Annotated in this window: 18 protein-coding genes and 1 pseudogene; 15 read left to right on the plus strand and 4 right to left on the minus strand. The window is 60.0% G+C overall.

The features are described from left to right. Window positions 1-66: 66 nt before the first annotated feature. On the minus strand, window positions 67-1395 hold the full coding sequence (gene gabT / locus ABZS45_RS07345) for a 4-aminobutyrate--2-oxoglutarate transaminase (protein ID WP_412099261.1): 1329 nt from the start codon (window positions 1393-1395) through the stop codon (window positions 67-69). A gap of 116 nt (window positions 1396-1511) precedes the next feature. On the opposite strand from gabT (ABZS45_RS07345), the gene ABZS45_RS07350 reads away from it, so the two are divergent. Then, complete coding sequence (locus ABZS45_RS07350; RefSeq protein ID WP_412099262.1) at window positions 1512-2957, plus strand: PucR family transcriptional regulator; 1446 nt, start codon at window positions 1512-1514, stop codon at window positions 2955-2957. A gap of 15 nt (window positions 2958-2972) precedes the next feature. On the opposite strand, the gene ABZS45_RS07355 is transcribed toward ABZS45_RS07350, so the two are convergent. Beyond that, window positions 2973-4382: a PucR family transcriptional regulator ligand-binding domain-containing protein gene (locus ABZS45_RS07355; protein ID WP_412099263.1), complete on the minus strand. Its 1410-nt coding sequence runs from the start codon at window positions 4380-4382 to the stop codon at window positions 2973-2975. Window positions 4383-4610: 228 nt separating this feature from the next. Between ABZS45_RS07355 and gabT (ABZS45_RS07360) the strand changes: the two genes are divergently transcribed. From gabT (ABZS45_RS07360) to ABZS45_RS07390, 7 genes are all read left to right on the plus strand, one after another. Further along, entirely contained in the window at window positions 4611-5936 is a 1326-nt protein-coding gene (gene gabT / locus ABZS45_RS07360) for a 4-aminobutyrate--2-oxoglutarate transaminase (protein WP_412099264.1), read from the plus strand. Window positions 5937-5974: 38 nt separating this feature from the next. Continuing rightward, a complete protein-coding gene (locus tag ABZS45_RS07365) occupies window positions 5975-7423 on the plus strand; it encodes a flavin-containing monooxygenase (RefSeq protein ID WP_412099265.1) in 1449 nt (482 codons plus the stop codon). Window positions 7424-7436: 13 nt separating this feature from the next. Then, entirely contained in the window at window positions 7437-8417 is a 981-nt protein-coding gene (locus ABZS45_RS07370; protein WP_412099266.1) for an alpha/beta hydrolase, read from the plus strand. Window positions 8418-8515: 98 nt separating this feature from the next. Continuing rightward, a complete protein-coding gene (locus ABZS45_RS07375) occupies window positions 8516-9826 on the plus strand; it encodes a hypothetical protein (RefSeq protein WP_412099267.1) in 1311 nt (436 codons plus the stop codon). Between the two features lie 12 nt (window positions 9827-9838). Next, complete coding sequence (locus tag ABZS45_RS07380; RefSeq protein WP_412099268.1) at window positions 9839-11557, plus strand: helix-turn-helix domain-containing protein; 1719 nt, start codon at window positions 9839-9841, stop codon at window positions 11555-11557. Between the two features lie 118 nt (window positions 11558-11675). Then, window positions 11676-12794, plus strand: coding sequence for an alcohol dehydrogenase catalytic domain-containing protein (locus tag ABZS45_RS07385; protein ID WP_412099269.1), 1119 nt, complete (start codon window positions 11676-11678; stop codon window positions 12792-12794). Between the two features lie 104 nt (window positions 12795-12898). Beyond that, a complete protein-coding gene (locus ABZS45_RS07390) occupies window positions 12899-14425 on the plus strand; it encodes a hypothetical protein (protein WP_412099270.1) in 1527 nt (508 codons plus the stop codon). Window positions 14426-14537: 112 nt separating this feature from the next. Here the strand turns inward: ABZS45_RS07390 and ABZS45_RS07395 are convergent, their stop codons facing one another. Continuing rightward, window positions 14538-15212, minus strand: a complete 675-nt coding sequence (locus tag ABZS45_RS07395) for a TetR/AcrR family transcriptional regulator (protein WP_412099271.1) — start codon at window positions 15210-15212, stop codon at window positions 14538-14540. 144 nt (window positions 15213-15356) lie between these two features. Here ABZS45_RS07395 and ABZS45_RS07400 point away from each other — a divergent pair, with 144 nt between their 5' ends. From ABZS45_RS07400 to ABZS45_RS07415, 4 genes are read left to right on the plus strand one after another with little or no spacing between them, the layout of a single operon-like run. Then, window positions 15357-16865, plus strand: coding sequence for a flavin monoamine oxidase family protein (locus ABZS45_RS07400; RefSeq protein WP_412099272.1), 1509 nt, complete (start codon window positions 15357-15359; stop codon window positions 16863-16865). 13 nt (window positions 16866-16878) lie between these two features. Further along, the gene (locus tag ABZS45_RS07405; RefSeq protein ID WP_412099273.1) at window positions 16879-17769 is read left to right on the plus strand and encodes a universal stress protein; all 891 of its coding nucleotides are present in this window, start codon (window positions 16879-16881) and stop codon (window positions 17767-17769) included. Then, window positions 17766-19286 carry an APC family permease gene (locus tag ABZS45_RS07410; RefSeq protein ID WP_412099274.1) on the plus strand — a complete coding sequence of 507 codons (1521 nt, stop codon included), beginning with the start codon at window positions 17766-17768 and terminating at the stop codon, window positions 19284-19286. Before ABZS45_RS07405 ends, ABZS45_RS07410 begins: the two co-directional genes overlap by 4 nt. Window positions 19287-19294: 8 nt before the next feature. Continuing rightward, the gene (locus ABZS45_RS07415; RefSeq protein WP_412099276.1) at window positions 19295-20668 is read left to right on the plus strand and encodes an NAD-dependent succinate-semialdehyde dehydrogenase; all 1374 of its coding nucleotides are present in this window, start codon (window positions 19295-19297) and stop codon (window positions 20666-20668) included. Between the two features lie 48 nt (window positions 20669-20716). On the opposite strand, the gene ABZS45_RS07420 is transcribed toward ABZS45_RS07415, so the two are convergent. Continuing rightward, entirely contained in the window at window positions 20717-21898 is a 1182-nt protein-coding gene (locus ABZS45_RS07420) for an acyl-CoA dehydrogenase family protein (RefSeq protein WP_412099277.1), read from the minus strand. A gap of 87 nt (window positions 21899-21985) precedes the next feature. Between ABZS45_RS07420 and ABZS45_RS07425 the strand changes: the two genes are divergently transcribed. From ABZS45_RS07425 to ABZS45_RS07435, 3 genes and pseudogenes are all read left to right on the plus strand, one after another. Next, window positions 21986-22396, plus strand: coding sequence for an acyl-CoA thioesterase (locus ABZS45_RS07425; protein WP_412099278.1), 411 nt, complete (start codon window positions 21986-21988; stop codon window positions 22394-22396). Between the two features lie 84 nt (window positions 22397-22480). Continuing rightward, a pseudogene (locus ABZS45_RS07430) lies at window positions 22481-23455 on the plus strand (NAD(P)H-dependent flavin oxidoreductase); the annotation flags it as partial. Between the two features lie 3 nt (window positions 23456-23458). Further along, window positions 23459-24259 (plus strand): enoyl-CoA hydratase-related protein, encoded by an 801-nt coding sequence (locus ABZS45_RS07435; protein WP_412099279.1) that lies wholly within the window; start codon window positions 23459-23461, stop codon window positions 24257-24259. Window positions 24260-24429: the final 170 nt, after the last annotated feature.

Raw genomic sequence — 24429 nt, forward strand, 5'->3', positions numbered from 1 at the left:
TCCGATGACTAAGGACTAATAAAACAGGAGCTCACCCGGAAAGATCCGGGTGAGCGACAAAATGAACTACTTGTATTCGTTGAACTGCTTCACGACGACCTGCAGCGCTTCACGCCACAGATCTTCCGGAATAGCCAGGGAAGGTAGGAAACGGATGACGTTGTGGTCGAGGCCGCAGGTCAGCAGCAGGACTCCCTCGGCCTTGGCGGCGTCGGCAATCTTGTGCACCAGCTCGGAGTCCGGCTCACCCTCAGCGGTGACGAATTCGAGGGCAAGCATGGCGCCACGGCCGCGGAACTCGGCCACGCGCTCATCACCCAGGATCGGCTCCAGCTCCTCGCGGGCAATCTTTTCTAGGTTCTGGGCGCGCGCGCCGAAGTCCTTCTCCTCAAATTCCTTGAAGGTTGCCAGCGCAGCCGCGCAGGCCACCGGGTTACCGGTGTAGGTGCCGCCCAGGCCACCTGGCTGCGGGGCATCCATAATTTCTGCACGGCCAGTTACCGCAGACAGCGGCATGCCGGAAGCAATGCCCTTCGCAATGGTCACCATGTCCGGCACGATTCCCTCATGGTCAGAGGCGAACCACGTACCGGTGCGCATCATGCCTGCCTGGATCTCGTCGATAATGAAGACCACATCGTTCTCGTTGCACCATTTCTGGATTGCTGCGAGGTAGCCCTCGGCAGGGACAACGAAGCCGCCCTCGCCCTGAATCGGCTCAGCAACAACGCAGGCCAGGTTGGCTGCACCAACTTCCTGCTCAATCATGGTGATGGTCTTCTGGGCAGCCTCGGCGCCGCTCAGGCCATCGCGCAGCGGGTAGGACATCGGCGCGCGGTAGATTTCCGGTGCAAAGGGACCGAAACCGTTCTTATAAGGCGACTGCTTGGCGGTCATCGCCATGGTCAGGTTGGTGCGGCCGTGGAAGGCACGGTCCATGACCACAACTCCGCGCTTACCGGTGTAGTTGCGGGCAATCTTCACTGCGTTCTCGACGGCTTCAGCACCAGAGTTAAACAGCGCGGTCTTCTTCGGGTGATCACCCGGGGTGACCTCGTTGAGCTTTTCCGCCACGGCCACGTAGGACTCGTACGGGGAAATAGTGAAGGAGGTGTGGGTGAAGTGCGCAACGGCCTCCTGCACCGCAGCGACGACGGCTGGGTTAGAAGCGCCGGCAGAAGTCACGGCGATGCCGGAGGCAAGGTCGATGAAGCGGTTGCCGTCGGCGTCGGCAAGAATGCCGCCATCCGCATCCACCACGTAGCCCGGAAGCGAGGGCGCCATGCCCGCGGGGAGGGCGTTCTTGCGACGCTCATCCAAAGCGGCGCTCTTCGGGCCCGGGACCTGCTGGCCCAGGTGACGGGACTGCTCAATGTGGTACTGAAGTTCCTGCATGGTCTTCCTTTGTGTTCGGATGAATAGGTTGCCACTTAGTGTGGCCCCTACCACCCTGACACCACTATGGACAGGGTGTATAAATTTTCTGTATATAGCTGTGTACTCTGTCCACCATGCGTGAGATAACCTTTCGCTGGCTTCTCAACCAGCGCTCTTTGAACCTGCGAAACATCGTCACCGGTAGCGCTACGTTCAACACCATCCACGCCTCCGAGCTCGCGGACCCCAGCGAGTTCACCTCCCCCGGCGCGCTCATGCTCACCCTGGGGCTCGTTTTCCGCGACGACCCGGAAGGCTTCGAGCACTATGCCGCCGCCCTCGCCGCAGCCGGGGTACACGGCATTGGTTTCGGCACCGGGCTTGCCTTCGGCGAGGTCCCCACAGAACTTATCCGCGCCTGCTCCCAGCACAACCTCACCCTCTTTGAGGTCCCACGCTCCACCCGCTTCGTATCCATCACCACGGCCGTGGCTCAAGAACAGGCCCGCTTGGACAACAACGCGCACTTTGCACTCCACCGCCAGCAGGAGCGCCTCAACCAGGCGGCGGCCACGAGCATCGGCGCACTCATCGCACAGGCAGGCAAGGAACTCGGCGCCGCGGTAGCAGTGGCCAGCTCCTCCGGAGCGGTGGTCAGCCGCAGCGATCGCGGCCGGATCAGTGCGGCCGACGCCGCGGTGGAGGCCGCGGAGCAGACGGGGCGGGGAACGGGGACGTCGACAAGCACAGGCGCCACCATCACCAGCATCTTCGGCTCGGCGGGGCGGCGCTGGGCCATCGCGGTAACGCGCGCAGAGAAGTTCGATTCCTACTCCCGCGCGCTCATCCGGCACCTCGCGGGCCTGGCCAGCCTGCTCTTAGATCATCCCGACACCACTGCGCACACGATCCTCGGAGCGTTGGCGCTTGATGCCCAACTGGCCGGCGTTGACTCCCCCGCCCTGCAGGCGGCTTTTCATATGGTCGATAGCCATGACCTCGTCGATGTCCTGTTTCTCACGGCAGCTTCCCCCTCCCGCCTCGCGTGGGCTTTGAGCGAGATCGGAAAAGCCGAGCCTCTCAACCTCATCCGTCCGGAACACGATGCGGCGCTTGTCGCGCTTCCCCCGGGCACCGCACACCCTGGTTTAAGCGGCAAACACACTCGCTACCTTCGCACATCGATCCTGCAGCGCATCCAATGGCAGGCGTTGACACCGGCGCTCTTGTCCGCTCTCCAGAGCCACGCGCGCAGCCTGCCGCTCGGCGCTGTAGCGACCTTCGATTCGGCTGCCCCTACCTGGCTGTCAGAACCGGGCGTTCCCGAGGCCCTCGCTGTCCGGCGCGCGGCGACAGTCAGCCGCCTGGCTGAACACGATGTTCAGCACAACACGGAGTTGCTCGCTACTTTGCGCGCCTTCCTCGTGGGCAACGCCAACCTGGCCACTGCTGCCGCGGAGCTTGGGGTTCACCGGCATACCGTGCGCGCTCGGTTGGATAAAGTGGAGCAACTTTGTGGCGTGGACTTGGCCAACCCTGTAACCCGGGCGGAGCTTCTCTTACTCAGTATTGACTCTTAGCTGACTTTTAAGGCCTCAATCCGGAACGCTGACCCCGAGGATGAGCAGCTCCGCCGCCACGAGGGGATCCTTGAGATCGACTTCCAGGAGATCTTCCAAATCCGCGATGCGCTTGCGCACGGTATGCCGATGCGACTGCAGCTCCTCAGCAGTGCGGCTCACATGCCCGCCCGCACGCAGGTAGACCTCGAGTGTTTCCGCCAGTTCGGTGCCGTGCTCCGCATCAAAGGCGCGCACCTTGCCCCAGGTTTCTTCGGCGCGATTGTGCACCGCACCCTTGACCCGAGGATCCCTGGTCCAGCTCAGCGTGCGCGATTCTGGTCCCGCCAACATTCCTGGCTGCAACCCAAAGGCGAAGGATTCCAATTCACGGACAACTCCCACTCCCAGCTCGCCCCTTGGCATGGGTTGCCCCACGACGATGCGCTTGCTTCCCCGAATATCACGCAACAAGTCCTGCAAGTTCTTCATCGAACGGCTTCCCCTAAAGAGCAGGAGGCTGGAGGATTTATCCAGCGCGTACTCGAAAAGCAAGCGCCCGTGTTCCTGCAGCCGGGCATCCAACGCCTGAATGAAGCGCTGGTGGGCGCGCTCCCCCTCAGATTTCACCAGCACAGGACGCACCCGGCCCTGTGCGTCACCCACCATATGGAAGATGCGGCGCATGGGATCTTCCGGCTGGTCCATACCCAACTGAATAGCCATGGCCATGGAATTGAGTTCGTTTTGGGTGCGCCGCAGCTCCTGCGGGCGCTTCACCGTGAGTTCCGCTAGACCTGCGGCCTGTTTGAGCAGCGCGCGCTCGTTCACACCAAAGCTCTCACGCGCCACCGCCAGCAGCCCGAAGGAGCGCGCGCCGTGATCGGCCAAGCGCTGGGCCAAGACATTCCAGCCGCCCACGCGGCGTGCCGCGTAGAAATTCTGAGCGCGAGTATCGGCAATTACCGGGCCCCACTCCACTGGGGGCAGGCCGGGGTGACTCGACTGCGCGAAAACCCGTCCGTCCCTATCCACGAGGCAGCAGTGCGCCCCTAGCAAGCGTCCGGTCTTATCCACGAGGGCATCGAGGCCGGCGATAGCGGCGTCGTTAAGCGCACCCTGCTGCGCAATGAACAGCTCCAGCCCTTCCTCACGTTGACGCTGTAGCTCGTCGTGAAGACGCGCGAGCACCGAGACGAAGGGAACGCGCCGCGCCACAGTGAAGAGCGAAATATCGCACTCCCGGGCGGCCTCCACCATGGCGGGCGGAACCTCAGCAAAGGCAAGGCCAACGCCGAAGCCCACCCCCGTTACCCCACCCTCGGCCACCCTGTGGATGTACTCCGTCAGCTCTTCCGGCTTTCCTTCAAAGGCCATGCCCGTGAGCAAGATGACCACCCCAGAGCCCACAAACTCACGGGGATCGCGCAGCTCACACGGGTGCATCACGGAAAAAGTACGCCCACAATCGTGCAGAATTTCTATCCCCAAATCAGGCTGATTAGCCAACCATCTCAGGGAAACGCTTCCCTCTTCCAGCCCGACCGCTACCCCCGTATCCAATGTGGACAAATTCTCACCATTCTTTCACCCAGTTGTCTATGGCCCTTATGAAGTTTAGCCGCCAGAATGACCTACGTCATAAAAAATCCCGAGTATTAAGGAGCAGACAGCATGCAGGATCTCAAGCACCGCCTCCCCCAGGAGCGGAATGTCTCCACCGCAATCCCTGGCCCCCGCAGCCAGGAGCTGAATGCCGCCCGTGAAGCCGACGTCGCCGCTGGCGTCATCCCGGGCTACCCCTCCTATATCACCGACGGTGACGGTGGCGTGCTTGTCGACGTCGACGGCAACACCATCGTCGACTTCGCTTCCGGTATCGCCGTGACTTCCGTGGGCGCCTCCAACCAGCGCGTTGCCAAGGCTGTCGCCGAGGCGGCCAGCCACCTCACCCACACCTGCTTCCTGAACGCTCCGTACCAGGGCTTCGTTGATGTCTGCAAGAAGCTCAACGAGCTGACCCCGGGTACCCACGAGAAGAAGACCTGCCTCTTCTCCACCGGCGCGGAGGCAGTGGAGAACGCCATTAAGATTTCCCGCCGCTACACCGGCAAGAACCGCGTTGTGGTCTTCGACGGCGCTTTCCATGGCCGCACCAACCTGACCATGACCATGACCGCCAAGAACAAGCCGTACAAGCAGGGCTTTGGCACCCTGGCCGCTGATATCTACCGCGCGCCGATGTCCTACCCGCTGCGTGACGGCCTCGACGGCAAGCAAGCAGCAGCGCGCACCCTGCGCTACATCGAGCAGTACGTCGGCACCGAGGAGCTGGCTGCCGTCATCATCGAGCCGGTCCAGGGCGAGGGTGGCTTCGTCGAGCCTGCCAAGGGCTTCCTCCCGGCACTGCAGGAATGGTGCACCGACAACGGCGTCGTCTTCATCGCCGATGAAATTCAGGCCGGCATCTGCCGCACCGGCTCCTGGTTCGCCTGCGACGATGAGGGCATCATTCCGGACCTCATCACCACCGCCAAGGGCGTGGGTGGCGGCATGCCGCTGTCCGCTGTGACCGGCCGCGCCGAGATTATGGATGCCCCGGACCCGGGCTCCCTGGGCGGCACCTACGCCGGCAACCCGGTGGCCTGTGCTGCTTCCCTGGCAGCTTTCGAGGAGATGGAGGAGCTGGATCTGGCTTCCCGCGCCCGCGACATCGAGGCCATCATCCGCGAGGAGCTGGAGCCGCTGCTCGAGCTCACTACCGTCGCCGAGGTCCGCGGCCGCGGCGCCATGATCGCCATCGAGCTGGTCGACGACAACAACGAGCCGAACGCTGACCTCACCGCCAAGGTGGCCAAGACCTGCCGCGAGCAGGGCGTGCTCATCCTCACCTGCGGCCTCGACGGCAACGTCATCCGCCTGCTGCCGCCACTGGTCATCAACGAGTCCACCCTGCGCGACGGCCTCCAGGTCCTGGCAGAAGCCATCCGCGCGAACTAATCCAAACCACCAACGTCTTAAAAAGGAGACACAAGACTATGAAGATTTACGATTGCATCATCCTCGGCACCGGCTATGGCGGACTGGGCATGGGCGCCCAGCTGGTCCGCGACGAGCAGAAGGACTTCCTCATCCTCGAAGCCGCCGACGAGGTCGGCGGTGTCTGGCGCGACAACACCTACCCGGGCGCTGCCTGCGATACCCAGGCTCTGATCTACTGCTACTCCTACTTCCTCAACCTCGGCGTCTCCCGCATGTTCGCCGGTCAGGACGAGATGCAGGGCTACCTCAAGGCTCTTGCCGAGGAATTCAACCTCTACGACCACATCAAGTTCAACCACCGCATCACCAACGCCGAGTGGAAGGAAGACCTCAAGGCATGGGAGATCGAGGCCAACGGTGAGACCTACTACGGCCGCGTCTTCGTCGGTGCGTGGGGCCAGCTCTCCAAGCCGAAGGTTCCGAACTTCCCGAACCGCGAGGCATTCCAGGGCGTGCAGTTCCACTCCGCTGAGTGGAACCACGACGTTGACCTGGCTGGCAAGAAGGTCGCCGTCATCGGAAACGCAGCTTCCGCTGTTCAGCTGGTTCCGGAGGTAGCAAAGGTGGCGGAGAAGCTCTCCGTGTTCCAGCGCTCCGCTAACTACATCCTGCCGCGCAACCAGGTCATCTTCACCGACGAGGAGCTTAAGGAGTTCCAGGAGAACCCGGATTCCTACCGCGCCATCCGCCAGGAGATCCACGAGGTCCGCGAGGAGGGCTTCGACCGCACCCGCAAGGGCACCGATTCCGCTGCCGAGGGTGTCGAGCAGGCCATGGAGCACCTGCGCTCCCAGGTCAACGACCCGGAGCTGGTGGAGAAGCTCACCCCGACCTTCGCCTTCGGCTGCAAGCGCATTCTGCGCTCCGATGACTTCTACCCCACCTTCAACCGTGACAACGTAGAGCTCATCACCGCTGGTATCGAGAAGTTCACCGAGACCGGCATCCGCACCGATGACGGAGCAGAGCACGACTTCGACGTGGTCATCTACGCCACCGGCTTCCACTCCCAGGAGTTCCAGGGTGATCTGCCGATTGCCGGCCGCGATGGCATCGACCTGCGCGAGCGCTGGGGTAACTCCCCGGAGGCTTACCTGGGCATGACCGTGGACGGCTTCCCGAACTTCTTCATGCTCTATGGCCCGAACACCAACCTCAACCACCACTCCGTGGTGGCCATGCTCGAGGCACAGGACCGCTACATCTCCCAGGCCGTTGCTTATCTGCGCGAGAACCCAGAGGCAGCCCTCGACGTGAAGAAGGACGTCATCGACGAGTTCAACACCAAGATCCAGAAGGAGCTCGAGGCTTCCGCCTTCTCCGCTGACTGCTCCTCCTGGTACAAGAACGAGGAAGGCCGCGTCATCAACAACTGGTCCGGCAACGTTGCTGAGTACTACGAGCTCACTGACAAGCTCGAGCTCAACGACTACGAACTGGTCTAGGAGGTAGTTCACAATGCACACTCTGCACGACGAATTTTCCGGGCGTCCCGTCGCTGAGGATGCGTGGAAGGCGCTGAAACCTTTCCGCGATGGTGGGGCGAAGTCCTTCCATAACTTCCCCATCCCGCAGGTGCGTGAGAACTACGTAGCCTCGGCCCACGCCAACCCGCTCCATGAGGAGAAGGAACCCGCGACCACGGATTTCCAGGTCGACCAGTTCCAAGTTCGCCTCTACGACCCCCGCCCGGAGGCGGAGCGCGGCCAGGAGACCCCAGCGGTGCTCTACATGCACGGCGGTGGATGGCTCATGGGCAACCTGGAGACCCACCACTCCTCGGTACGCCGTATCGCTGTGCTGACCGGCCTCCCGGTCGTTGCGGTGGACTACCGCCTTGCCCCGGAGCACACCTACCCGGCGGCTATCGACGATTGCCGCGCCGCCTACCGCTGGCTGTCCAGCTCTGAGGCCGAGCACGGCCTGACCGTGACCTCCATCGCGGTAGCGGGTGACTCGGCCGGCGGCCAGCTCGCCGCCACCCTGGCGAACGAGTTTGTGGGCGAAGAAGACGTCGCCAAGCTCAGCTCCCAGATCCTGCTCTACCCGATCACGGATTGCTCCCGCGAGCGCACCGAGAACGGCGACTCCTACAAGCGCTTGGAGGAGGGCTTCCCGCTGGCTTCGGACACCATGCGCTGGTTCATCGATACCTTCGTCACGGAGGAATCGCAGCGCACGGCGACGGATCTCTCCCCGCTGTTGCTAGAAGAGCTCCCGGAGGGTCTGCCCCCGTCGCTCGTCATCACGGTGGATAACGATCCGCTGGCGGACGAGGGCATCGAGTACGCCGGCAAGCTGGCGAAGGCGGGCGTCGACGTCACGCACAAGCACCTTCTGGGCTACCACCACGGGCTGTTTACCTCAGCTGCGGTCATTGACCGTGGCGAGGAGGAGCTCGCTGGCATCGCCGAGTTCATCAAGGCGGCAGCGAACTAGAAGCTTCCGCTCCATCACGCACGGGGCAGGCACCTTCAAAGGCAGCCTGCCCCGTTTGCATAAGTAGAGATTTCTATCCACCTAAAGTTAGGTTCACCATGCTTAAACGCTCATTCGGCATCGCGATGGCCTTCATCGGCGTGCTCGCGGGTGCCTCCTTCGCGTCCGGCCGCGAGGCCCTCCAATACTTCGTTGCCTTCGGAAACATGGGCATCGTCGGCGCCATCGTTACTGCACTGGCCATGACCATCTCCGGTATCACTATTCTCCAACTAGGTTCTTATCACCGTGCCAAGGAGCACACTTCCGTGTTCAACGCGGTGTCCACCCCCATCGTGTCGAAGATCCTCGACTTCGCCACGCTGACCTGTCTCTTCTGCATCGGCTTCGCCATGTTTGCCGGTGCCGGCGCCAACCTTAACCAGCAGTGGGGCTGGCCGGTATGGATCGGCGCGGTCCTCATGCTCGTGCTCACCCTGCTAACCGGCCTGCTCGATGTGGACAAGGTGACCATCGCCATTGGAGTCATCACCCCGTTCATCATCATTCTGCTGACCATCGGCACCGTCTACACCGTGCTCACGGCCAACCCCGATTGGTCGCACCTCAACGAGCAAGCACAGCAGCTGCCGACGACGCTGCCCAACTGGTGGGTCTCCGCCATCAATAACCTGGGGCTGAACGTCATCGTGGTGGTCTCCATGATGATCGTCATCGGCGGTAACTTCCTCGATGCCAAGGAGGTGGGCTACGGCGGCATTCTCGGAGGCGTATGCTTCCTCTTCCTGCTGGCGGTCCTGGTCGGCGGCCTCTACGTCTCCGTGGGACCGATCACCGAGGCTGAAATGCCAACGCTGGCCATGATTGAGCAGATCCACCCATGGCTTGGTATCGCCATGTCCGTTGCCATCTACGGCATGATTTATAACACCGCGATTGGTATGTTCTATGCCTTTGCCAAGCGCCTGACCCGCGGCAAGCCGCAGCACTTCTACAAGGTTTATGTCATTTCCGTGCTCATCGGCTTTGTCCTCTCCTTCGTCGGCTTCTCCAACCTCATCGGTTGGGTCTACCCGATTCTGGGCTACATGGGCATCGCCATCATGTTCATCATCGGCTTCGCCTGGTTGAAGAACCGCGGGGAACTGCAGTCCGAGGCGGACCTGCGCCGCCGCGCACGCGAGCTCCTCAAGAAGCGCTTTGAGAATGACAACCACCTCTCCGATGAGGAGATGCGTGAACTCGTGGCCATCGCCCGCAACTCCTCCATCCCGGAGTCTGACTTCATCGAGGAGATCATGACCGAAGTCGATTCCGACGACCTACCCGAGGATATGCAGATCGGTGATGGCAAGCTCCACGCGCTCATTACCGGCAAGCCCATCCCGCGCACCAAGAAGAAGGTCTAATAAGCTAAGGCCATGTCTCTCCTCGGACCCGTCCTCTCCCACCTCGCCAGCGGCACCCGCGTCCCCGACGAGCTGCGAGAGAAACTGGCTGCCGAGGAGCTCAGCGCTCTTCGGGCCATCGAGGAAACCATGCGCGCCAACCACACGTGGCGGGTGATGTCGACCAAACTGCTCGATGTGTCCCACATGCTCAACTCGGGCCGCGAATCCACTGATATTTTCCGGGCCATCGTGCGCCACGCGCGCTCCACCATCGGCACCGACGTGGGCTATCTCAGCCTCAACGATGAGGACACCGGCTTTACCAAGGTGTTGGCCACCAGCGGTGTCGTGACGGAGGAATTCCGCACCATCAACATGCCGATGGGCTCCGGAGTCCTCGGCATCGTGGCCGCCACCAACCGCCCAGCGTGGACCTATGACCATTCCGCAGATCCCAACGTCACGCACGTGGATTACGTGGACCGCGCGGTAGAAGCCGAAGGAATCCGCGGAATCCTCGGCGCCCCGATCCGCATCGCCGGTCGCACGATTGGCGCGCTGCTGGTGGGCGACCGCCACCCCCGCCACTACACGCACGAAGAAATCGCGGCCCTCGAGGTGCTTGGCTCTATCACCTCCGTGGCGCTGGAGAACGCGCAAGTCATTGAGAGCCAAGGCGAGTCCGTCGCGGAGCTGACCCGCTCCCAGATTGCGCTCAGCCGCCATGTCGAAGAACTGCAGTGGCTCAATGAGGTCAACACGCAGCTGCTCCACGTACTCATGAACAACGCGAGTTTTGAGGAACTCGAACGCGTATTGGCTGAAAGCCTCGATGCACCGGTGGCACTATGGACCACGGAAGGTGCCCCAGCCACTCCCCCAACCAGTACCTTCCCCGTGGAGTTCAACGGGCGGGCGCTGGGCACGATTGGCGTGGACAAAGAGCTCAGCGATGCCGAACTGCGCGTCATCAGCCACGCCTCCGCTGCCTTTACTGCGATTGCTCTTTTTGCCGAAGCGCTTGTCGACGCCACCGCGCGCAAAGTCGATGACCTCGTCTACGCCGTGGCTCTGGGTAATGCTGGGCGCGAAGAGATTGCCCGCCTGCGCCACCTCACAGGGATTAGTTTGAACTCTTCAGCGCAGCTGTATTTCCTTGGCTTGCACTCGGCTAAGAGCCTGCCGACCCGCCCGCAGCTCGAGCACCTCGTGCCGGGAAATGCCGCTATCACACACCATGACCAACACGTGTGCGTGCTGTACCAGCCGGATCGAGCAATTGATAAGGCACTTGCCCCGCTGCTGTCTGAGTTTCCTGACTTGACGGTTTCTGCCATCGGCTTCGATGGGTTGGATTCGGCACGCAGCGCCCACGATTCCGCTATGGCCTACTTGGAGTCAGCTTTGGCGCTCGGCGTACAAGGCCGCTTAGTCACCGAAGATACCTTGGGCACTGTCGGCCTCATCTTGGGCGCGGACCCGCAGGCATTGAGCGCGCTGTCCACGCACACGATCGGCCCGTTGGTGCGTTATGACGCGGAGCATTCCACGGAGCTGACCGATACCGCGCACCACTACTTGCTCTCCGGCCACAGCATCCCGCAAACAGCTCGCGCCATGTTTATCCACCCCAATACGGTGCGCCAGCGCCTCGACCGGATCGCTGAGCTCATGGGTGATGAGTGGGCCGTCGGCCAGCGCGGGCTCGATGTCTTTGTGGCCCTGCGAGCCCACACACTCAGCAGGTAGAGAATTCCCCATCCATATAACGGCCCGGTGTAGTTTTTCCCATACAGATCCCGCCCTCCCCCACGTGACATGGCGTACATTGCGATGCATTAACCCCATCCGACGTCTGGAGGTATCAATGTCTGACACGATTACCATTCGCGGCGCTGTCCTGGAGCGCTCCGGCGATGAGCGCCCCTACGCCGACTCTCAGCCCATCACCGTGAGCGAGCTCGAGCTCAGCGCTCCCGGCGAGGGCGAGATTCTGGTCAAGATCACCGCCGCTGGCCTCTGCCACTCCGACCTCTCCGTGGTCAACAACAACCGCCCCCGCCCGCTGCCGATGCTGCTGGGCCACGAGTCCGCTGGCATCGTCGAAGAGATCGGCCCGGGAGTTAGCAACGTCAAGGTCGGCGACCACGTGGTCATGACCTTCCTGCCGCGCTGCGGCGAGTGTGCCGGCTGCAAAACCGACGGCAAGATGCCGTGTGAGGTTGGCTCCAAGACCAACAATGAAGGCAGCCTCATCCGCGGCACCCGCCACCTCACCCGCAACGGTGAGACGGTTCAGCACCACCTCGGTGTCTCCGGCTTCGCCACCCACGCCGTGGTCTCCGAGCTCTCCGTCGTACCGGTAGGCTCCGATGTCCCGGCGGACATCGCCGCCATCCTCGGCTGCGCCATCCTCACCGGCGGCGGCGCCGTGCTCAACGAGATTGATCCAAAGCCGGAGGACAGCATCGCTGTCGTTGGTCTCGGCGGCGTGGGCATGGCCGCGATCATCACCGCCGCTGCACTCGGCGTGAAGGAGATCGTGGGCATCGACATGCAGAAGGACAAGTGCGAGAAGGCCCTCGAAATCGGTGCTACTTCCGCCATGACCCCGCAGGAAGCCGAAGAGTCTGGCAAGAAGTTCACCGCTGTCGTGGAGGCCGCTGGCCACCCGAAGGCACTGGAGACCGCCTACAAGGTCACCGCACCGGGCGGCCTGACCGTTACTGTCGGCCTGCCGGCACCGGGCTCCACCATCACCATCGACCCACTGGTGATGACCGCCGAGGCACGCCGCGTGCACGGCTGCTACCTGGGCTCCTCCGTCCCGTCGAAGGACATCCCGAAGTACGAGCAGCTGTGGCGTGAGGGCAAGCTCAACGCCGAGGCCCTCATCTCCGACCACATCAAGCTCGAGGACATCAACACCGCCATGGACCGCCTCTCCGACGGTGTAGCCCTGCGCCAGATCATCGAGTTCGACTAGGCAGAGCTCGGCTAAACCTCAACGAATCTCTCGCCTTTCCTCACCAAGCCCCGCGCGCTTCACGCCCGCTGGGCTTGGTCCCTTTTCTTTGAAAGGAGGCCGTCATGGCCGAAACCACCGAAGCCACCGAACCTGAAGACCAGGGCATCGGTCAAGCTTCGCCCCACTGGAAGATGGGGCCTTTCGATGTCCGCCTCCCCTTCGTGCATTACCGCATGGAGTGGCCGGACTTCGCCCAAGGCCTGTTCATGTGCGTGGTCGACCTGGGCGCTATCCCCTTGATGACCGAGGCCCTCGGCATGCCCTACGAAGCGGCACTGGCCGTCGTTATGCTCAACGGCCTTCTCTATCTCACCCACCACCTCTTGGGCGACCCGGTTGTTCCGGGCTGGATTACCCCGGCGATTCCGTTGCTGACGGTCTACATCCAAACCTTCCCGGAGGGTGAGCAGCGCATCTGGGCGCTGATCAGCTTCCAGCTCATGCTGGGCATATTCTCCTTAACGCTAGGCATAACGGGATGGGCATCGAAGGTCGTCCGCCTCATTCCCTCTGGCTTGCGCTCCGGCATCGTCCTTGGCGCTGGTATCGCTGCCATCATCTCGGTGTTCCAGGAAGGCGGACGTTTCCACTCCTTCCCCATTACCATCACCATCGCGGTGGCCGTGGCCTTCTTCCTCATGTACTCCCGTGGCTTCCAAGCTCTGCGACAGAAAGCCGCCGGCTGGCGCTTCCTGGCTTCGCTAGGCATCCTGCCCGCTATCTTCGTCGCGGTCTTTGTCGCGCCGCTGGCGGGCGAGGCCCCGTGGCCGGATGTGGAGTGGGGTTTCTCCAAGCCGGACTTCATCACTCTGTGGTCTGAGTACACCGTCTTCGGCGTTGGTTTGCCGCCGGCGCACATGTTCCTTACCGCCATCCCCACGGTGCTGGCTGCCTACATCGTCGTCTTCGGTGACGTCCTGCAGGCCAACGCAGTGCTCAAGGAAGCCGACCACGTCCGCACGGACGAGGCCGTGGTCTACAGCCCGTCGCGCGCACACCTGCTTTTTGGTGGCCGCAACATGCTGATGTCCATCATCGGACCGGACGTCGCCATGTGTGGCCCGCTGTGGGCGGCAATGCACGTGGTCATCGTCGAGCGCTACAAGCAGGGCAAGCGCGCCATGCGCACCATCTTCGGCGGTGCGGGCTCCTTCCGTTGGGGCACCAACGTGGGTCTTCTGCTGCTGCCTATTACCTCTTTCGTCGAGCCCATCCTGCCGGTGGGTCTGGCGCTGACTCTCATCATCCAGGGCTTCGTGTCCGTGCGCGTCGGCATCATGGAATCCAAGAACCAAAAGGATCTTGGCATCGCAGGTGTCACCGCCGGCGTTCTCGCTACCCAGGGAGCCGCCTGGGGCTTCGCTGCCGGCATCATCATGGTGCTCGTCGTCTACGGCAAGGACATGTTCAAAGACGAGCGCGACGGCACCATCCGCAACTTCGATGAAATTGATCCAGAGGAAGGCTTCGCCGACGCGCAGGCCGACTTCACCGAACTGGCCGAGCTCAACGATCTGGACGCTGACGGCCGCCCAATCGATCCGAACGCCCCGAAGTCGAAGGACACGGACCTTAAAAAGCCCAGGTAGAACTAAACCAGGCAGATTCGAGTACCTATATTTGCCCTCCCCGGTCATACGACACACTGGGGAGGGCTACGCGATCGTTGGCACGATTGCATTGAACAAGACGCCACGGCGTCTATAGGAGCGTTTGTATAAGCGCTTCCAGCCCCGCCTCAAAGGACCTGTCCGCACGAAGTCTAGCTTGTTCTTTTTCGTTAGATGATTGTTCTCTAAACTGCGCCAGGTAAATCGAATTCATCTTATTTAAAGCACTATCCTCGGGCCCCGGTGAAGCAAAAATATTCAAGGGGGCATGTACGTCATAGGCAGAGCCAAAAACCAATGCCTCAATTGCAACCAATCTCGTAATGACATCCCGTTCAGGTACACCAACAAGTGAAATCACTTGAACTAGTGCTTCATACATCGCAATCGTTTGTGGCGATCCATAAAGAGGAAGCTGGGTAATAACGCGAATTAGAGGGATGTTGGCAGCCAGAATGTCACGATAAGACCATGCCCATTGTCGAAGCGCATCCACTGCCGAAATCTCGCCTGCGAGCGCACCTTGGAGCACTGAGATATCAACTTTGGCAATGATGTCATCCTGCACCAACGCCAATAACTCTTCCTTATTTGAAATGTGATTGTAGAGCGCTGCGGTGCTCACTTTCATAGATCTCGCCACCGCTGACATAGATAGAGCCTCAAGCCCTTTGCGCTCAACAATGTGCAATGCGGCTGAGGCAATTTTCTGCCGGTTTACCAGCGCTTTAACCGGACGCCCTTTGGGACGCGAAACTTTCTTCACTGTGATCCCTACAATTCTCTCCGCAAGTTTGTTACTGTAGTCACAGCGTTAAATTAAAGGGTTTAATTTAACGCCGGGGCACCGTCGTTCATACGAAGGTTCCCTCCCCCGCATACCTACTGCACGCGAAGGAGAAAAACTCCAATGGTCACGCAACCAAATGGTAATACCAGCGCCGAAGAGCGCACAGTTGATGTTGTAATCGTCGGCGCCGGCGCTTCGGGGCTTATGGCTGCCCGCACCCTAAAGAAGGCAGGTAAGTCAGTCTGCGTTCTCGAAGCGCGCAATCGTGTCGGTGGCCGAACATGGAGCGGCAAGGTGCTTGATGCCCAGGGCACCGAGCATTTCATCGAAATCGGCGGTCAGTGGATCTCGCCCGATCAAACACGACTGACTGAGCTCGTAGAAGAGCTTGGTCTCGAAACCTTCGACCGCTACCGCGAAGGAAAGTCGGTTTATGTTTCCCCGGATGGCACGCGACACGAGTTCGAAGGAGATACGTTCCCGACCTCAAAGGAAACTGCTGCCGAAATGGAGCGGCTCATTAGTAAGCTTAATCAGCTAGCCGAAGAAGTCGACGCGGATTCCCCTTGGGAGCACCCACGCGCAAAGGAATTAGACAGCCTATCGTTCCGCGACTGGCTGGAGAGCCTTTCCGACGATTCCGAGGCAATCGACAACATCTCCCTCTATATTTCCTCAGGGATGCTCACCAAGCCTTCTCGGACTTTTTCCGTGCTCCAAGCAGCCCTCATGGCTTCATCGGCCGGCTCATTCGACAACCTTGTTGATGAAAACTTCTTGCTTGACAAGCGCGTCGTTGGCGGCATGCAGTCCGTCTCCATAGCGATGGCTGAGGAGCTCGGTGACGACGTCATCTTGAGCTCACCTGTACGTACTCTCGAGTGGGCTACGCCAGATCCCTCGACGGCAGACGCCCCAAATAATGTTGAAGCGGATGTCCGCAACGGTGTAACCAACAACGGCGGCCCCGGCACCGTAACCGCCTACTCAGACCGAGCAACTGTCCATGCTCAATACGCAATCCTTGCGGTTCCGCCCAACCTCTACAATCGCATTTCCTATGTGCCACCGCTACCACGCGAGCAACATGTTGCCCACCAGCACATTTCCATGGGCTTAGTGATTAAAGTTCATGCTGTCTATGAAACCCCCTTCTGGCGCGAGGACGGATTGTCCGGTACTGCATTCGGCGGAGATCGACTTGTTGCCGAAATCTACGACAACACAAATTACGGAAAGAACTTCGCAGGCGGGGAGGAAGGAAAGGAAGATACCTTCGGCACATTAGTCGGCTTCGTCTCTGATGTTTACGCCGAGGAGATGTGGGCGCTCACCGCTGAAGAACGCAAGGAGCGAATCCTCGATGCAATGTCCATTTACCTTGGTGACAAGGTAAAGAATCCCATCGCATTCTTCCTCTCCGATATGGCGGCTGAAGAATGGACTCGCGGAGCTTACGCAACATCTTACGATTTGGGTGGATTATCGCGGTGGGGTCATCTCCAAAACCAACCAACCGGGCCGATCTATTACTCTTCCTCTGACATCGCTGGTGCAGGTTACCAGCACGTCGACGGCGCGGTACGTATCGGCGAAACCGTTGCGCAGCAGATCATTGGGCAGGGATAAGCGGTGACTGTCAATGAATCCACTCACCGATTTTCCACGCCGCAAAACTAGCGGCTCCTTGCTCGTCGCCTATATCGATACCAGTGATGGCCACGATGCGCTCAACTTGGGAATCGCTCTCGCACGCGAGCGCCAAGTCACCCTAAAACTAGTCTCTGTCGTTCCACCAATTACCCCCCAAGGGTTTGGCGTGCAGACTCAGGACTCTGGCTACAACGCAATCGTGCGAAAGCAAACTCAACAGCGTCTCACCGCCGCGCTAGAGAGTCTTCCTTCTGATATCTCTGCGACGTGGCACGTTGTGGAGGGAACCGATCCCGCGCTCGCCTTGAATGACGCTGCGCAAAAACTTGAGTGCGATCTTATTATCGTCGGAGCACGCTCAGGCGGACTCTTGAACCGATTCCGCATCGGTACAGTAGCCAGTTCTTTGCTTTACACAGCGCAAGTCCCAGTCGCGCTAGCTCCCCAAGGCTATTCATATCCCGGACCGATAACGGGCGTTTCTGCGCTTGTCGGCCCGCGACAAGGACGATCAGATGTCGCTGCTATCGGGCTCGACCGCGCATTCCGTCGAGAAGTCCCTTTGCGCATCATTACTTTGAAGATTTCCGGAGAAGATTCCGGGGTCACTTTCGAGCAGCAGCTTTCCGAAGCGATCCAAGACGCGGTTTCCAAAGGCCGGGCGTCGCGCATCACCACATCGGGAGCAAGTGTCCAGTCAGCGCTACAAAACCTTAGCTGGAAAGAAGGCGAAGTAGCTGTGCTTGGTTCAGCACGTATTGCCAGTGAAGGTCGGCTCTTCTTGGGCGCTACCGCAAATCGAATCCTCAAGCATGTGCCGGTTCCAACCATTGTTGTCCCTTCGGGCTACATGACGCTGAAAGGAGGTGAACGCTCATGAGCGAACAACCAGCAGTTTCAGACAAAGGCCTGGCAGTCGGTAAAGTCGGTTTGCTCGGCGCAGTTGTCATTGGCATCAGCTGCTTAGCACCAACCTATACCCTAACTTCGGGAATTGGACCTGCTATTTCGGCGGTGGGTGTCTTCGTTCCAGCCGTCCTCATTCTGGGCTTTATTCCAATGCTGCTTGTTGCTTTTGCCTACCGCGAGCTTAACAACCGTGCTCCTGATTCCGGTACCACCTTCACATGGGCAACAAAAGCTTTCGGTCCCTGGGTCGGTTGGATGGGTGGCTGGGGCCTTATCGCCGCTACGATTCTGGTTCTGTCTAATCTTGCCGCCGTAGCCGTCGACTTCTTTTACCTGCTCATCGCACAGCTTGCAGGTAAGCCCGAGCTTGCTGAACTCACGCGGAACCTCTGGGTGAATATTCCAACAACCCTTGTGTTCTTGATTGCTGCAGCTTGGGTTGCATATCGGGGTATGGATACAACGCAGAAAATGCAATACATCCTCGTCGCAATTCAAATCATCGCGATTCTCTCCTTCGACATTGCAGCTTTATGGCGGGCATACAACGGAGATGGCTTTGACTTCACTCCCATTCAATTCAGTTGGTTCAACCCATTCGAGATGAAGGATTTCTCGGTGGTTGCAGCCGGCATCTCGCTATCCATCTTCATGTTCTGGGGCTGGGATGTCACCCTAACCATGAATGAAGAAACCAAGAACCCAGAAAAGACTCCTGGACGAGCGGCTACTGTCGTTATCATCATCACGATCATCTTGTATGTTCTTACAGCGGTAGCTGTCATGGCGTGGGCAGGAATCGGTGAAAATGGACTAGGCGCTGGTAACCCCGATAATCAGGAATCCATTTTTGCCGTACTTTCCTACCCAATTATGGGCCCGTTCGCCATCCTTATTTATATTTCGGTTCTAGCTAGCTCGTTTGCCTCCCTACAGTCCACGCTTGTTAGTCCCGCCCGTACGATTCTTGCAATGAGCTACTACAAAGCTCTTCCCCCGCAATTGGCGCGAATCAGCCCAAGGTTTCAGACTCCAACCGTCGCAACGATTGTCGCAACCGTCGTTTCGGGGACTTTCTACGCCATCACAAGGGTGCTCTCGGAGAATGCACTGTGGGACACAATTGCTGCTCTTGGTCTCATGATTTGCTTCTATTACGGAATCACGGCAGTAGCCTGTCTGTGGTATTTCCGAAAAGAGCTCTTCACTTCAGTGCGAAACTTCTTCTTCAAGTTCCTATTCCCACTGCTGGGCGGTGGCTTCTTGCTCATCATGTTTTTCATCACCGCCTATGACTCCATGGACCCGAGCTTTGGCTCTGGTTCTTCCCTCGGAGGCGTCGGAATCGTATTCATCTTAGGGGCCAGCATCCTAGTGCTTGGCCTGATCCTCATGATGATTACCCGTTTACGCAATCCCGATTTCTTCACCGGCTCAGTCATTAGCCGTAGTGATTCCAGTTCAGATAACACCCCAACCTTATCCTAGGAGGAAAAATGTCTCAGTACCGTGTCCAGAACCCAACCAACAACGAAATCGTTGAAACCTTCGATGCGCTAGATAATGCTGCCATCGAGCCAATCCTCGAAGCCTCGTCTGAGGCGTTCACAGAGTGGTCTACGACTCCCGTCGCAAAGCGAGCAGAGATTGTAGCCAAGGCAGCGTCACTATTCGAAGAACGCAAGGATGAGCTCGCCGCCATCATTGCTGAAGAGATGGGCAAGCCTCTGCCTGAAGGCGTCGAAGAAGCCGAGTTTTCCTCTGCCATTATCCAGTACTATGCGGATAACGCGGAAAAGTTCCTCGCGGATCAGGAAATCCCCACGGAGGCTGACGGTAAAGCGTATATTCGTCGCCGCCCCTTCGGACCGCTGCTCGGCATCATGCCATGGAACTTCCCATACTACCAGGTAGCGCGATTTGCAGGTCCCAACCTTGTCGCTGGAAACACCATTATCCTTAAACACGCGGAGATTTGCCCGCGTTCTGCTCTGGCAATCGAAAAGATCTTTCTCGATGCTGGCGTTCCCGCAGGGGTTTATACCAATGTCTTTGCAACCCACGAGCAAATCTCCACCTTTATCGCCGACCCCCGCGTTCAGGGAGTTTCCCTTACCGGTTCCGAACGTGCTGGGGCAATCGTTGGCGCTCAAGCTGGCGAGCACCTCAAGAAAGCCGTACTCGAGCTTGGTGGTTCAGACCCGTACATCATCCTCGACACGGACAATGTCAAAGCTGCAGCTGAGCTCGCTTGGGGAACACGCATGTACAACACTGGCCAAGCCTGCAATTCAAACAAGCGACTCATTGTCGCAGAAGACATTTATGACGAGTTTGTTCAAGAACTAGTCAATCTTGCGCAGCACATGGAGCCGGGTCTGCCAGATGCTGCCGGCGGAACTGTGTATGCTCCGCTTTCTTCCCGTAGCGCCGCAGAGAATCTCAAAGACCAGCTCGACCGCGCTGTTTCAGCCGGCGGTCAATTGTTGGTTGGCGGAGAGCTTTCCGATGAGGGAGCCTACATCTCCCCGGCAGTAATCACAGATATTCCCCGTGGCAGCGATTCCTACTACGAGGAGTTCTTTGGTCCTGTAGCCACTGTCTACAAGTTTAAGACCGATGAAGAAGCACTCGAGATAGCGAACGACAATGTTTTCGGACTCGGAGCAGCGGTGTTCTCTCAAGACTCCAAGCGGGCCCAAGCTATTGCTGAACGCATCGATTCTGGAATGAGCAATGTCAACACCCCGACTGGTGAAGGTCCTGAACTGCCGTTTGGTGGTGTCAAACGTTCAGGTTTCGGCCGCGAGCTTGGCTCACTCGGTATCGAAGAATTCATCAATAAGCAGATGTACTTCATCGCCAACTAGAAATAGTTAAGCCCGAAACCACTTGGAGGAAAGGTTTCGGGCTTATTTCTAACTAAACGCCTGCTCCCCCGTCAGCACGCGCCCCAGAATCAACGTGTGGATCTCATCGGTGCCCTCGTAGGTGCGCACTGATTCCAGGTTGGCGGCGTGGCGCAGCGGCGAGTAGTCCGCGGTGATACCGTTGCCGCCCAGGATGGTGCGAGCCTGGCGGCAAATGTCGATGGCGGTACGGCAGTTGGCCAGCTTGCCCACCGAAATTTGGTAGGGCTCCAGCGTCCCGGCATCCTTGGCACGGCCCAGGTTCAGCGCCAGCAGTTGTCCCTTATTCAGCTCCACCGCCATATCCACCAGCTTCTGCTGGGTGAGCTGGAAGGATGCCAACGAGCGGTCGAATTGCTTGCGTTCCTTGGCATACCGCAGCGCCACCTCCAAAGAATCACGAGCAGCACCCAAGGCACCGAAGCTGATGCCGAAGCGTGCCTCGTTGAGGCACATGAACGGTCCCTTGAGGCCAGGGTGCTTGGGCAGCAGGGCGTCGCCAGGCACGGCCACACCATCCAGCGAAATATCGCACTGGATGGACGCACGCATGGACAGCTTGCGGGTGATTGGCGTCGCTTTAAAACCCGGCGTGGACGTCGGCACGATGAACCCGCGCACACCCGCCTCCACCCTGGCGACGGAGGCATCCTCCTCGGACACCTTGGCCCAGATGATGGCCACCCCGGCCACGCTTGCCAGGCCAATCCAGCGCTTCGCACCATCCAGTACCCATTCACCGGAGCGGTAGCGGGCCACCGTCGCCATGCCCGCCGGGTCCGAGCCGGCGGTCGGCTCCGTCAGGCCGAAACAACCAATGACCTCGCCGGTGGCCATCTTGGGAAGCCACTGTTGCTTTTGCTCCTCCGAGCCGTGCTTATAAATCGCCGACATTGCCAGCGATCCTTGCACCGATACCACCGTGCGGATACCGGAGTCCCCTGCTTCCAGCTCCTGCATGGCTAGTCCGTATTCAACCGCGGAACGCCCAGCGCAGCCATAGCCTTCCAGGTGCATTCCGAACAGTCCAGCCTCCGCCAGCACCGGAAAGATATTCTCCGGCAGCACCGCATCCTCGTACCACTGCCCCACATGCGGCCGGATGTGTTCATCCACCAGTGCGGCAACGCGGTCGCGGGTCGCTTTTTCTTTTTCGCTCAGCAGAGCATCGATTCCTAGAAGATCTGTCATGGCATTCTCCTCACGATTCGAGCAACGAACCACAATTCGTATGTATAGTAATGTGCATCACTCTACCCGCTCGCCCCAGGAGGAACAATGCGCGCGCCCGCCAACGCCATCCCCATAGCCCTCGCCTTGCGGTGGTCCGACCAAGACGCCAACGCCCACGTCAACAACGCCACAGTAGTCACCCTCCTGGAGGAAGCGCGCGTCCGTGCAGCCGCCACGCTCACCGGCCCCGTCGCCACCGAATCCTATGCTCACGTGGTACGATCCCTCGAAGTCCAGTATGACGCCGAGCTCACTTACGCCGATTCCATCGAGGCTCGCGTGTGGATCTCCCGCATCGGAAACACCTCCTATCAAGTCGCCCACGAACTCATTCAGGATGGCATCCCGTGCGTGTTTGCCACGGCGACGCTGGTGCTTATCGACGTCTCCGCACGCCGCCCCATCGCCTTGCCCGATGACCTCATCGAGCGCCTGCGCGCTCATTTCTCCGAATAGTCATTCACCACTTGTAGCCCAGAACTTCTATTCACTTCCCCTCACTTCTCCCCAACCGTTAATCACTCACGAAGGAGCACAGACGTCATGATTTCCACCCGCGTTACCGAGATGCTCGGCATTAAGCACCCCATCATCCAAGGCGGCATGCAGTGGGTCGGCCGTGCCGAACTCGCCGCAGCCGTATCTAACGCCGGTGGCCTCGGCGTCGTCACCGCGCTCACCCAGCCCACCCCGGAGGATCTGCGCCACGAGATCCGCCGCACCCGCGAGCTCACGGACAAGCCTTTCGGCGTCAACCTCACCATGCTCCCGGCAATTACCCCACCGCCCTATGAGGAGTACCGCGACGTCATCATTGAGGAAGGCGTGAAGATCGCAGAAACCGCCGGTAACAACCCCAAGGACCACATGCCGGCTTTCAAGGATGCTGGCATCACTGTCATCCACAAGTGCACCTCCGTGCGGCACGCGCTCAGCGCGCAGAAGGTCGGCGTGGACATCGTCAGCATCGATGGCTTCGAATGCGCTGGCCACCCCGGCGAGGATGATATCCCAGGTCTCGTCTTGATTCCCGCCGCCGCGGATCAACTCGACATCCCCATCATCGCCTCCGGCGGCTTCGCGGATGGCCGCGGTCTAGCCGCCGCCCTGGCACTGGGCGCCGAGGGCATCAACATGGGTACCCGCTTCGTGGCTTCCATGGAGGCCCCGGTGCACGAGAACGTCAAGCAGGCCATCGTGGAGCGCAGCGAGCTGGATACCCAACTCATCCTCCGCGAGCTGCGAAATTCCACCCGCGTGGCCAAGAATGCCGTGAGCGATGAAGTGGTCGAGCGCCTCGCCCAGGGCGCAGAGTTTGGGGATATCCGCCATCTCGTTGCCGGCAAGCGCGGCCGTGCCGTCTACGAAACCGGTGATTTGGATGCAGGAGTGTGGACCTGCGGCACGTCGCAGGGTCTTATCCACGACGTGGCACCCTGCTCCGAAATCGTCTCCCGCATTTCCGCCGATGCCGCGCGCATCATCTCCTCCCTCACCGAGCTTGTTAAGGACTAATCCATGAACGACGCAATCCTCACCCGCCGCGAAGGCTCAGCGCTCATAGCCCAGATCAACAACTCCGCGCGGCGCAATGCCATTGCCAAGGAACATTGCCTCGCACTCTCTGCAGCGCTCGCCACCGCTTCCACAGACCCTTCCTTACGCGCCCTCATCATCACCGGCGATGAGACCGCCTTCTGTGCCGGTGCGGACCTCGTGGCCGCAGCGCAGGCAGCTGCCGACGCGCAGGCTGCGGGTGAAGCGCCGAACCCCGCCGAGTCAACCATGCTGCCCCAGCTCAATGCGCTCGTCACCGAAATCCAAGCCGCGGAAATTCCGGTCATCGCTGCGGTCGAAGGTGCTGCCGCGGGCGCAGGTGCCTCGCTAGCCTTTGCCTGCGATCTCATCGTGGCCGGTGCGGAATCCTATTTCACGCTGCCCTTTGGCAAGATTGGCCTCATCCCGGACGGCGGCGTAAGCCTTAGCGCACTCGCCTCCGTGGGGCGCCACCGCGCTCTTGCATTGGCGCTGTTGCAGGACAAACTCGGTGTCGCCGAAGCGGAGGCCGCAGGGCTTGTGGCCCAGCGCGCGCCCCGGGGCCACGCCCTCGAGGCCGCGCTGCAGCTAGCGCAGCGCCTGCACATCGCGCCGCGTGACGCCCTGGCCAAGGCCAAGGAGGCCATCAACCGCACAGCCCTAGGGCAGCTCGATGAGCAGCTCGCGTGGGAGGAGCCCACGCAGTACGCACAGATGGATTCGGCCGGCCACAAGAAAGGCGTCATGGCTTTTCTGGAGAAACGTCCCGCACGCTTTGATTAGGGCCAGCTTTGACTAGTAGAAAACTGCCAGGAAGAGCACATGGTGATTCCAGCGTCGCGCGCCATACTTTGTCTTGTGCGTTTGAGAGAGCGCATGCGAGAGAGAGAACCCCTCACCCTCCAGAGGGCGGCCACTGGCTGATAATTGGAGGGACTTGATAGAGACGCCGT

Origin of the sequence: Corynebacterium aurimucosum (assembly GCF_046895345.1) — a bacterium.
Taxonomy (GTDB): Bacteria; Actinomycetota; Actinomycetes; order Mycobacteriales; family Mycobacteriaceae; genus Corynebacterium; species Corynebacterium aurimucosum_G.

What these genes read in the sequence shown, in the direction of transcription:
- gabT (WP_412099261.1), bottom strand. Translation starts at nt 1,395, where the DNA reads ATGCAGGAACTTCAGTACCACATTGAGCAGTCCCGTCACCTGGGCCAG.
- ABZS45_RS07350 (WP_412099262.1), top strand. Translation starts at nt 1,512, where the DNA reads ATGCGTGAGATAACCTTTCGCTGGCTTCTCAACCAGCGCTCTTTGAAC.
- ABZS45_RS07355 (WP_412099263.1), bottom strand. Translation starts at nt 4,382, where the DNA reads ATGCACCCGTGTGAGCTGCGCGATCCCCGTGAGTTTGTGGGCTCTGGG.
- gabT (WP_412099264.1), top strand. Translation starts at nt 4,611, where the DNA reads ATGCAGGATCTCAAGCACCGCCTCCCCCAGGAGCGGAATGTCTCCACC.
- ABZS45_RS07365 (WP_412099265.1), top strand. Translation starts at nt 5,975, where the DNA reads ATGAAGATTTACGATTGCATCATCCTCGGCACCGGCTATGGCGGACTG.
- ABZS45_RS07370 (WP_412099266.1), top strand. Translation starts at nt 7,437, where the DNA reads ATGCACACTCTGCACGACGAATTTTCCGGGCGTCCCGTCGCTGAGGAT.
- ABZS45_RS07375 (WP_412099267.1), top strand. Translation starts at nt 8,516, where the DNA reads ATGCTTAAACGCTCATTCGGCATCGCGATGGCCTTCATCGGCGTGCTC.
- ABZS45_RS07380 (WP_412099268.1), top strand. Translation starts at nt 9,839, where the DNA reads ATGTCTCTCCTCGGACCCGTCCTCTCCCACCTCGCCAGCGGCACCCGC.
- ABZS45_RS07385 (WP_412099269.1), top strand. Translation starts at nt 11,676, where the DNA reads ATGTCTGACACGATTACCATTCGCGGCGCTGTCCTGGAGCGCTCCGGC.
- ABZS45_RS07390 (WP_412099270.1), top strand. Translation starts at nt 12,899, where the DNA reads ATGGCCGAAACCACCGAAGCCACCGAACCTGAAGACCAGGGCATCGGT.
- ABZS45_RS07400 (WP_412099272.1), top strand. Translation starts at nt 15,357, where the DNA reads ATGGTCACGCAACCAAATGGTAATACCAGCGCCGAAGAGCGCACAGTT.
- ABZS45_RS07405 (WP_412099273.1), top strand. Translation starts at nt 16,879, where the DNA reads ATGAATCCACTCACCGATTTTCCACGCCGCAAAACTAGCGGCTCCTTG.
- ABZS45_RS07410 (WP_412099274.1), top strand. Translation starts at nt 17,766, where the DNA reads ATGAGCGAACAACCAGCAGTTTCAGACAAAGGCCTGGCAGTCGGTAAA.
- ABZS45_RS07415 (WP_412099276.1), top strand. Translation starts at nt 19,295, where the DNA reads ATGTCTCAGTACCGTGTCCAGAACCCAACCAACAACGAAATCGTTGAA.
- ABZS45_RS07420 (WP_412099277.1), bottom strand. Translation starts at nt 21,898, where the DNA reads ATGACAGATCTTCTAGGAATCGATGCTCTGCTGAGCGAAAAAGAAAAA.
- ABZS45_RS07425 (WP_412099278.1), top strand. Translation starts at nt 21,986, where the DNA reads ATGCGCGCGCCCGCCAACGCCATCCCCATAGCCCTCGCCTTGCGGTGG.
- ABZS45_RS07435 (WP_412099279.1), top strand. Translation starts at nt 23,459, where the DNA reads ATGAACGACGCAATCCTCACCCGCCGCGAAGGCTCAGCGCTCATAGCC.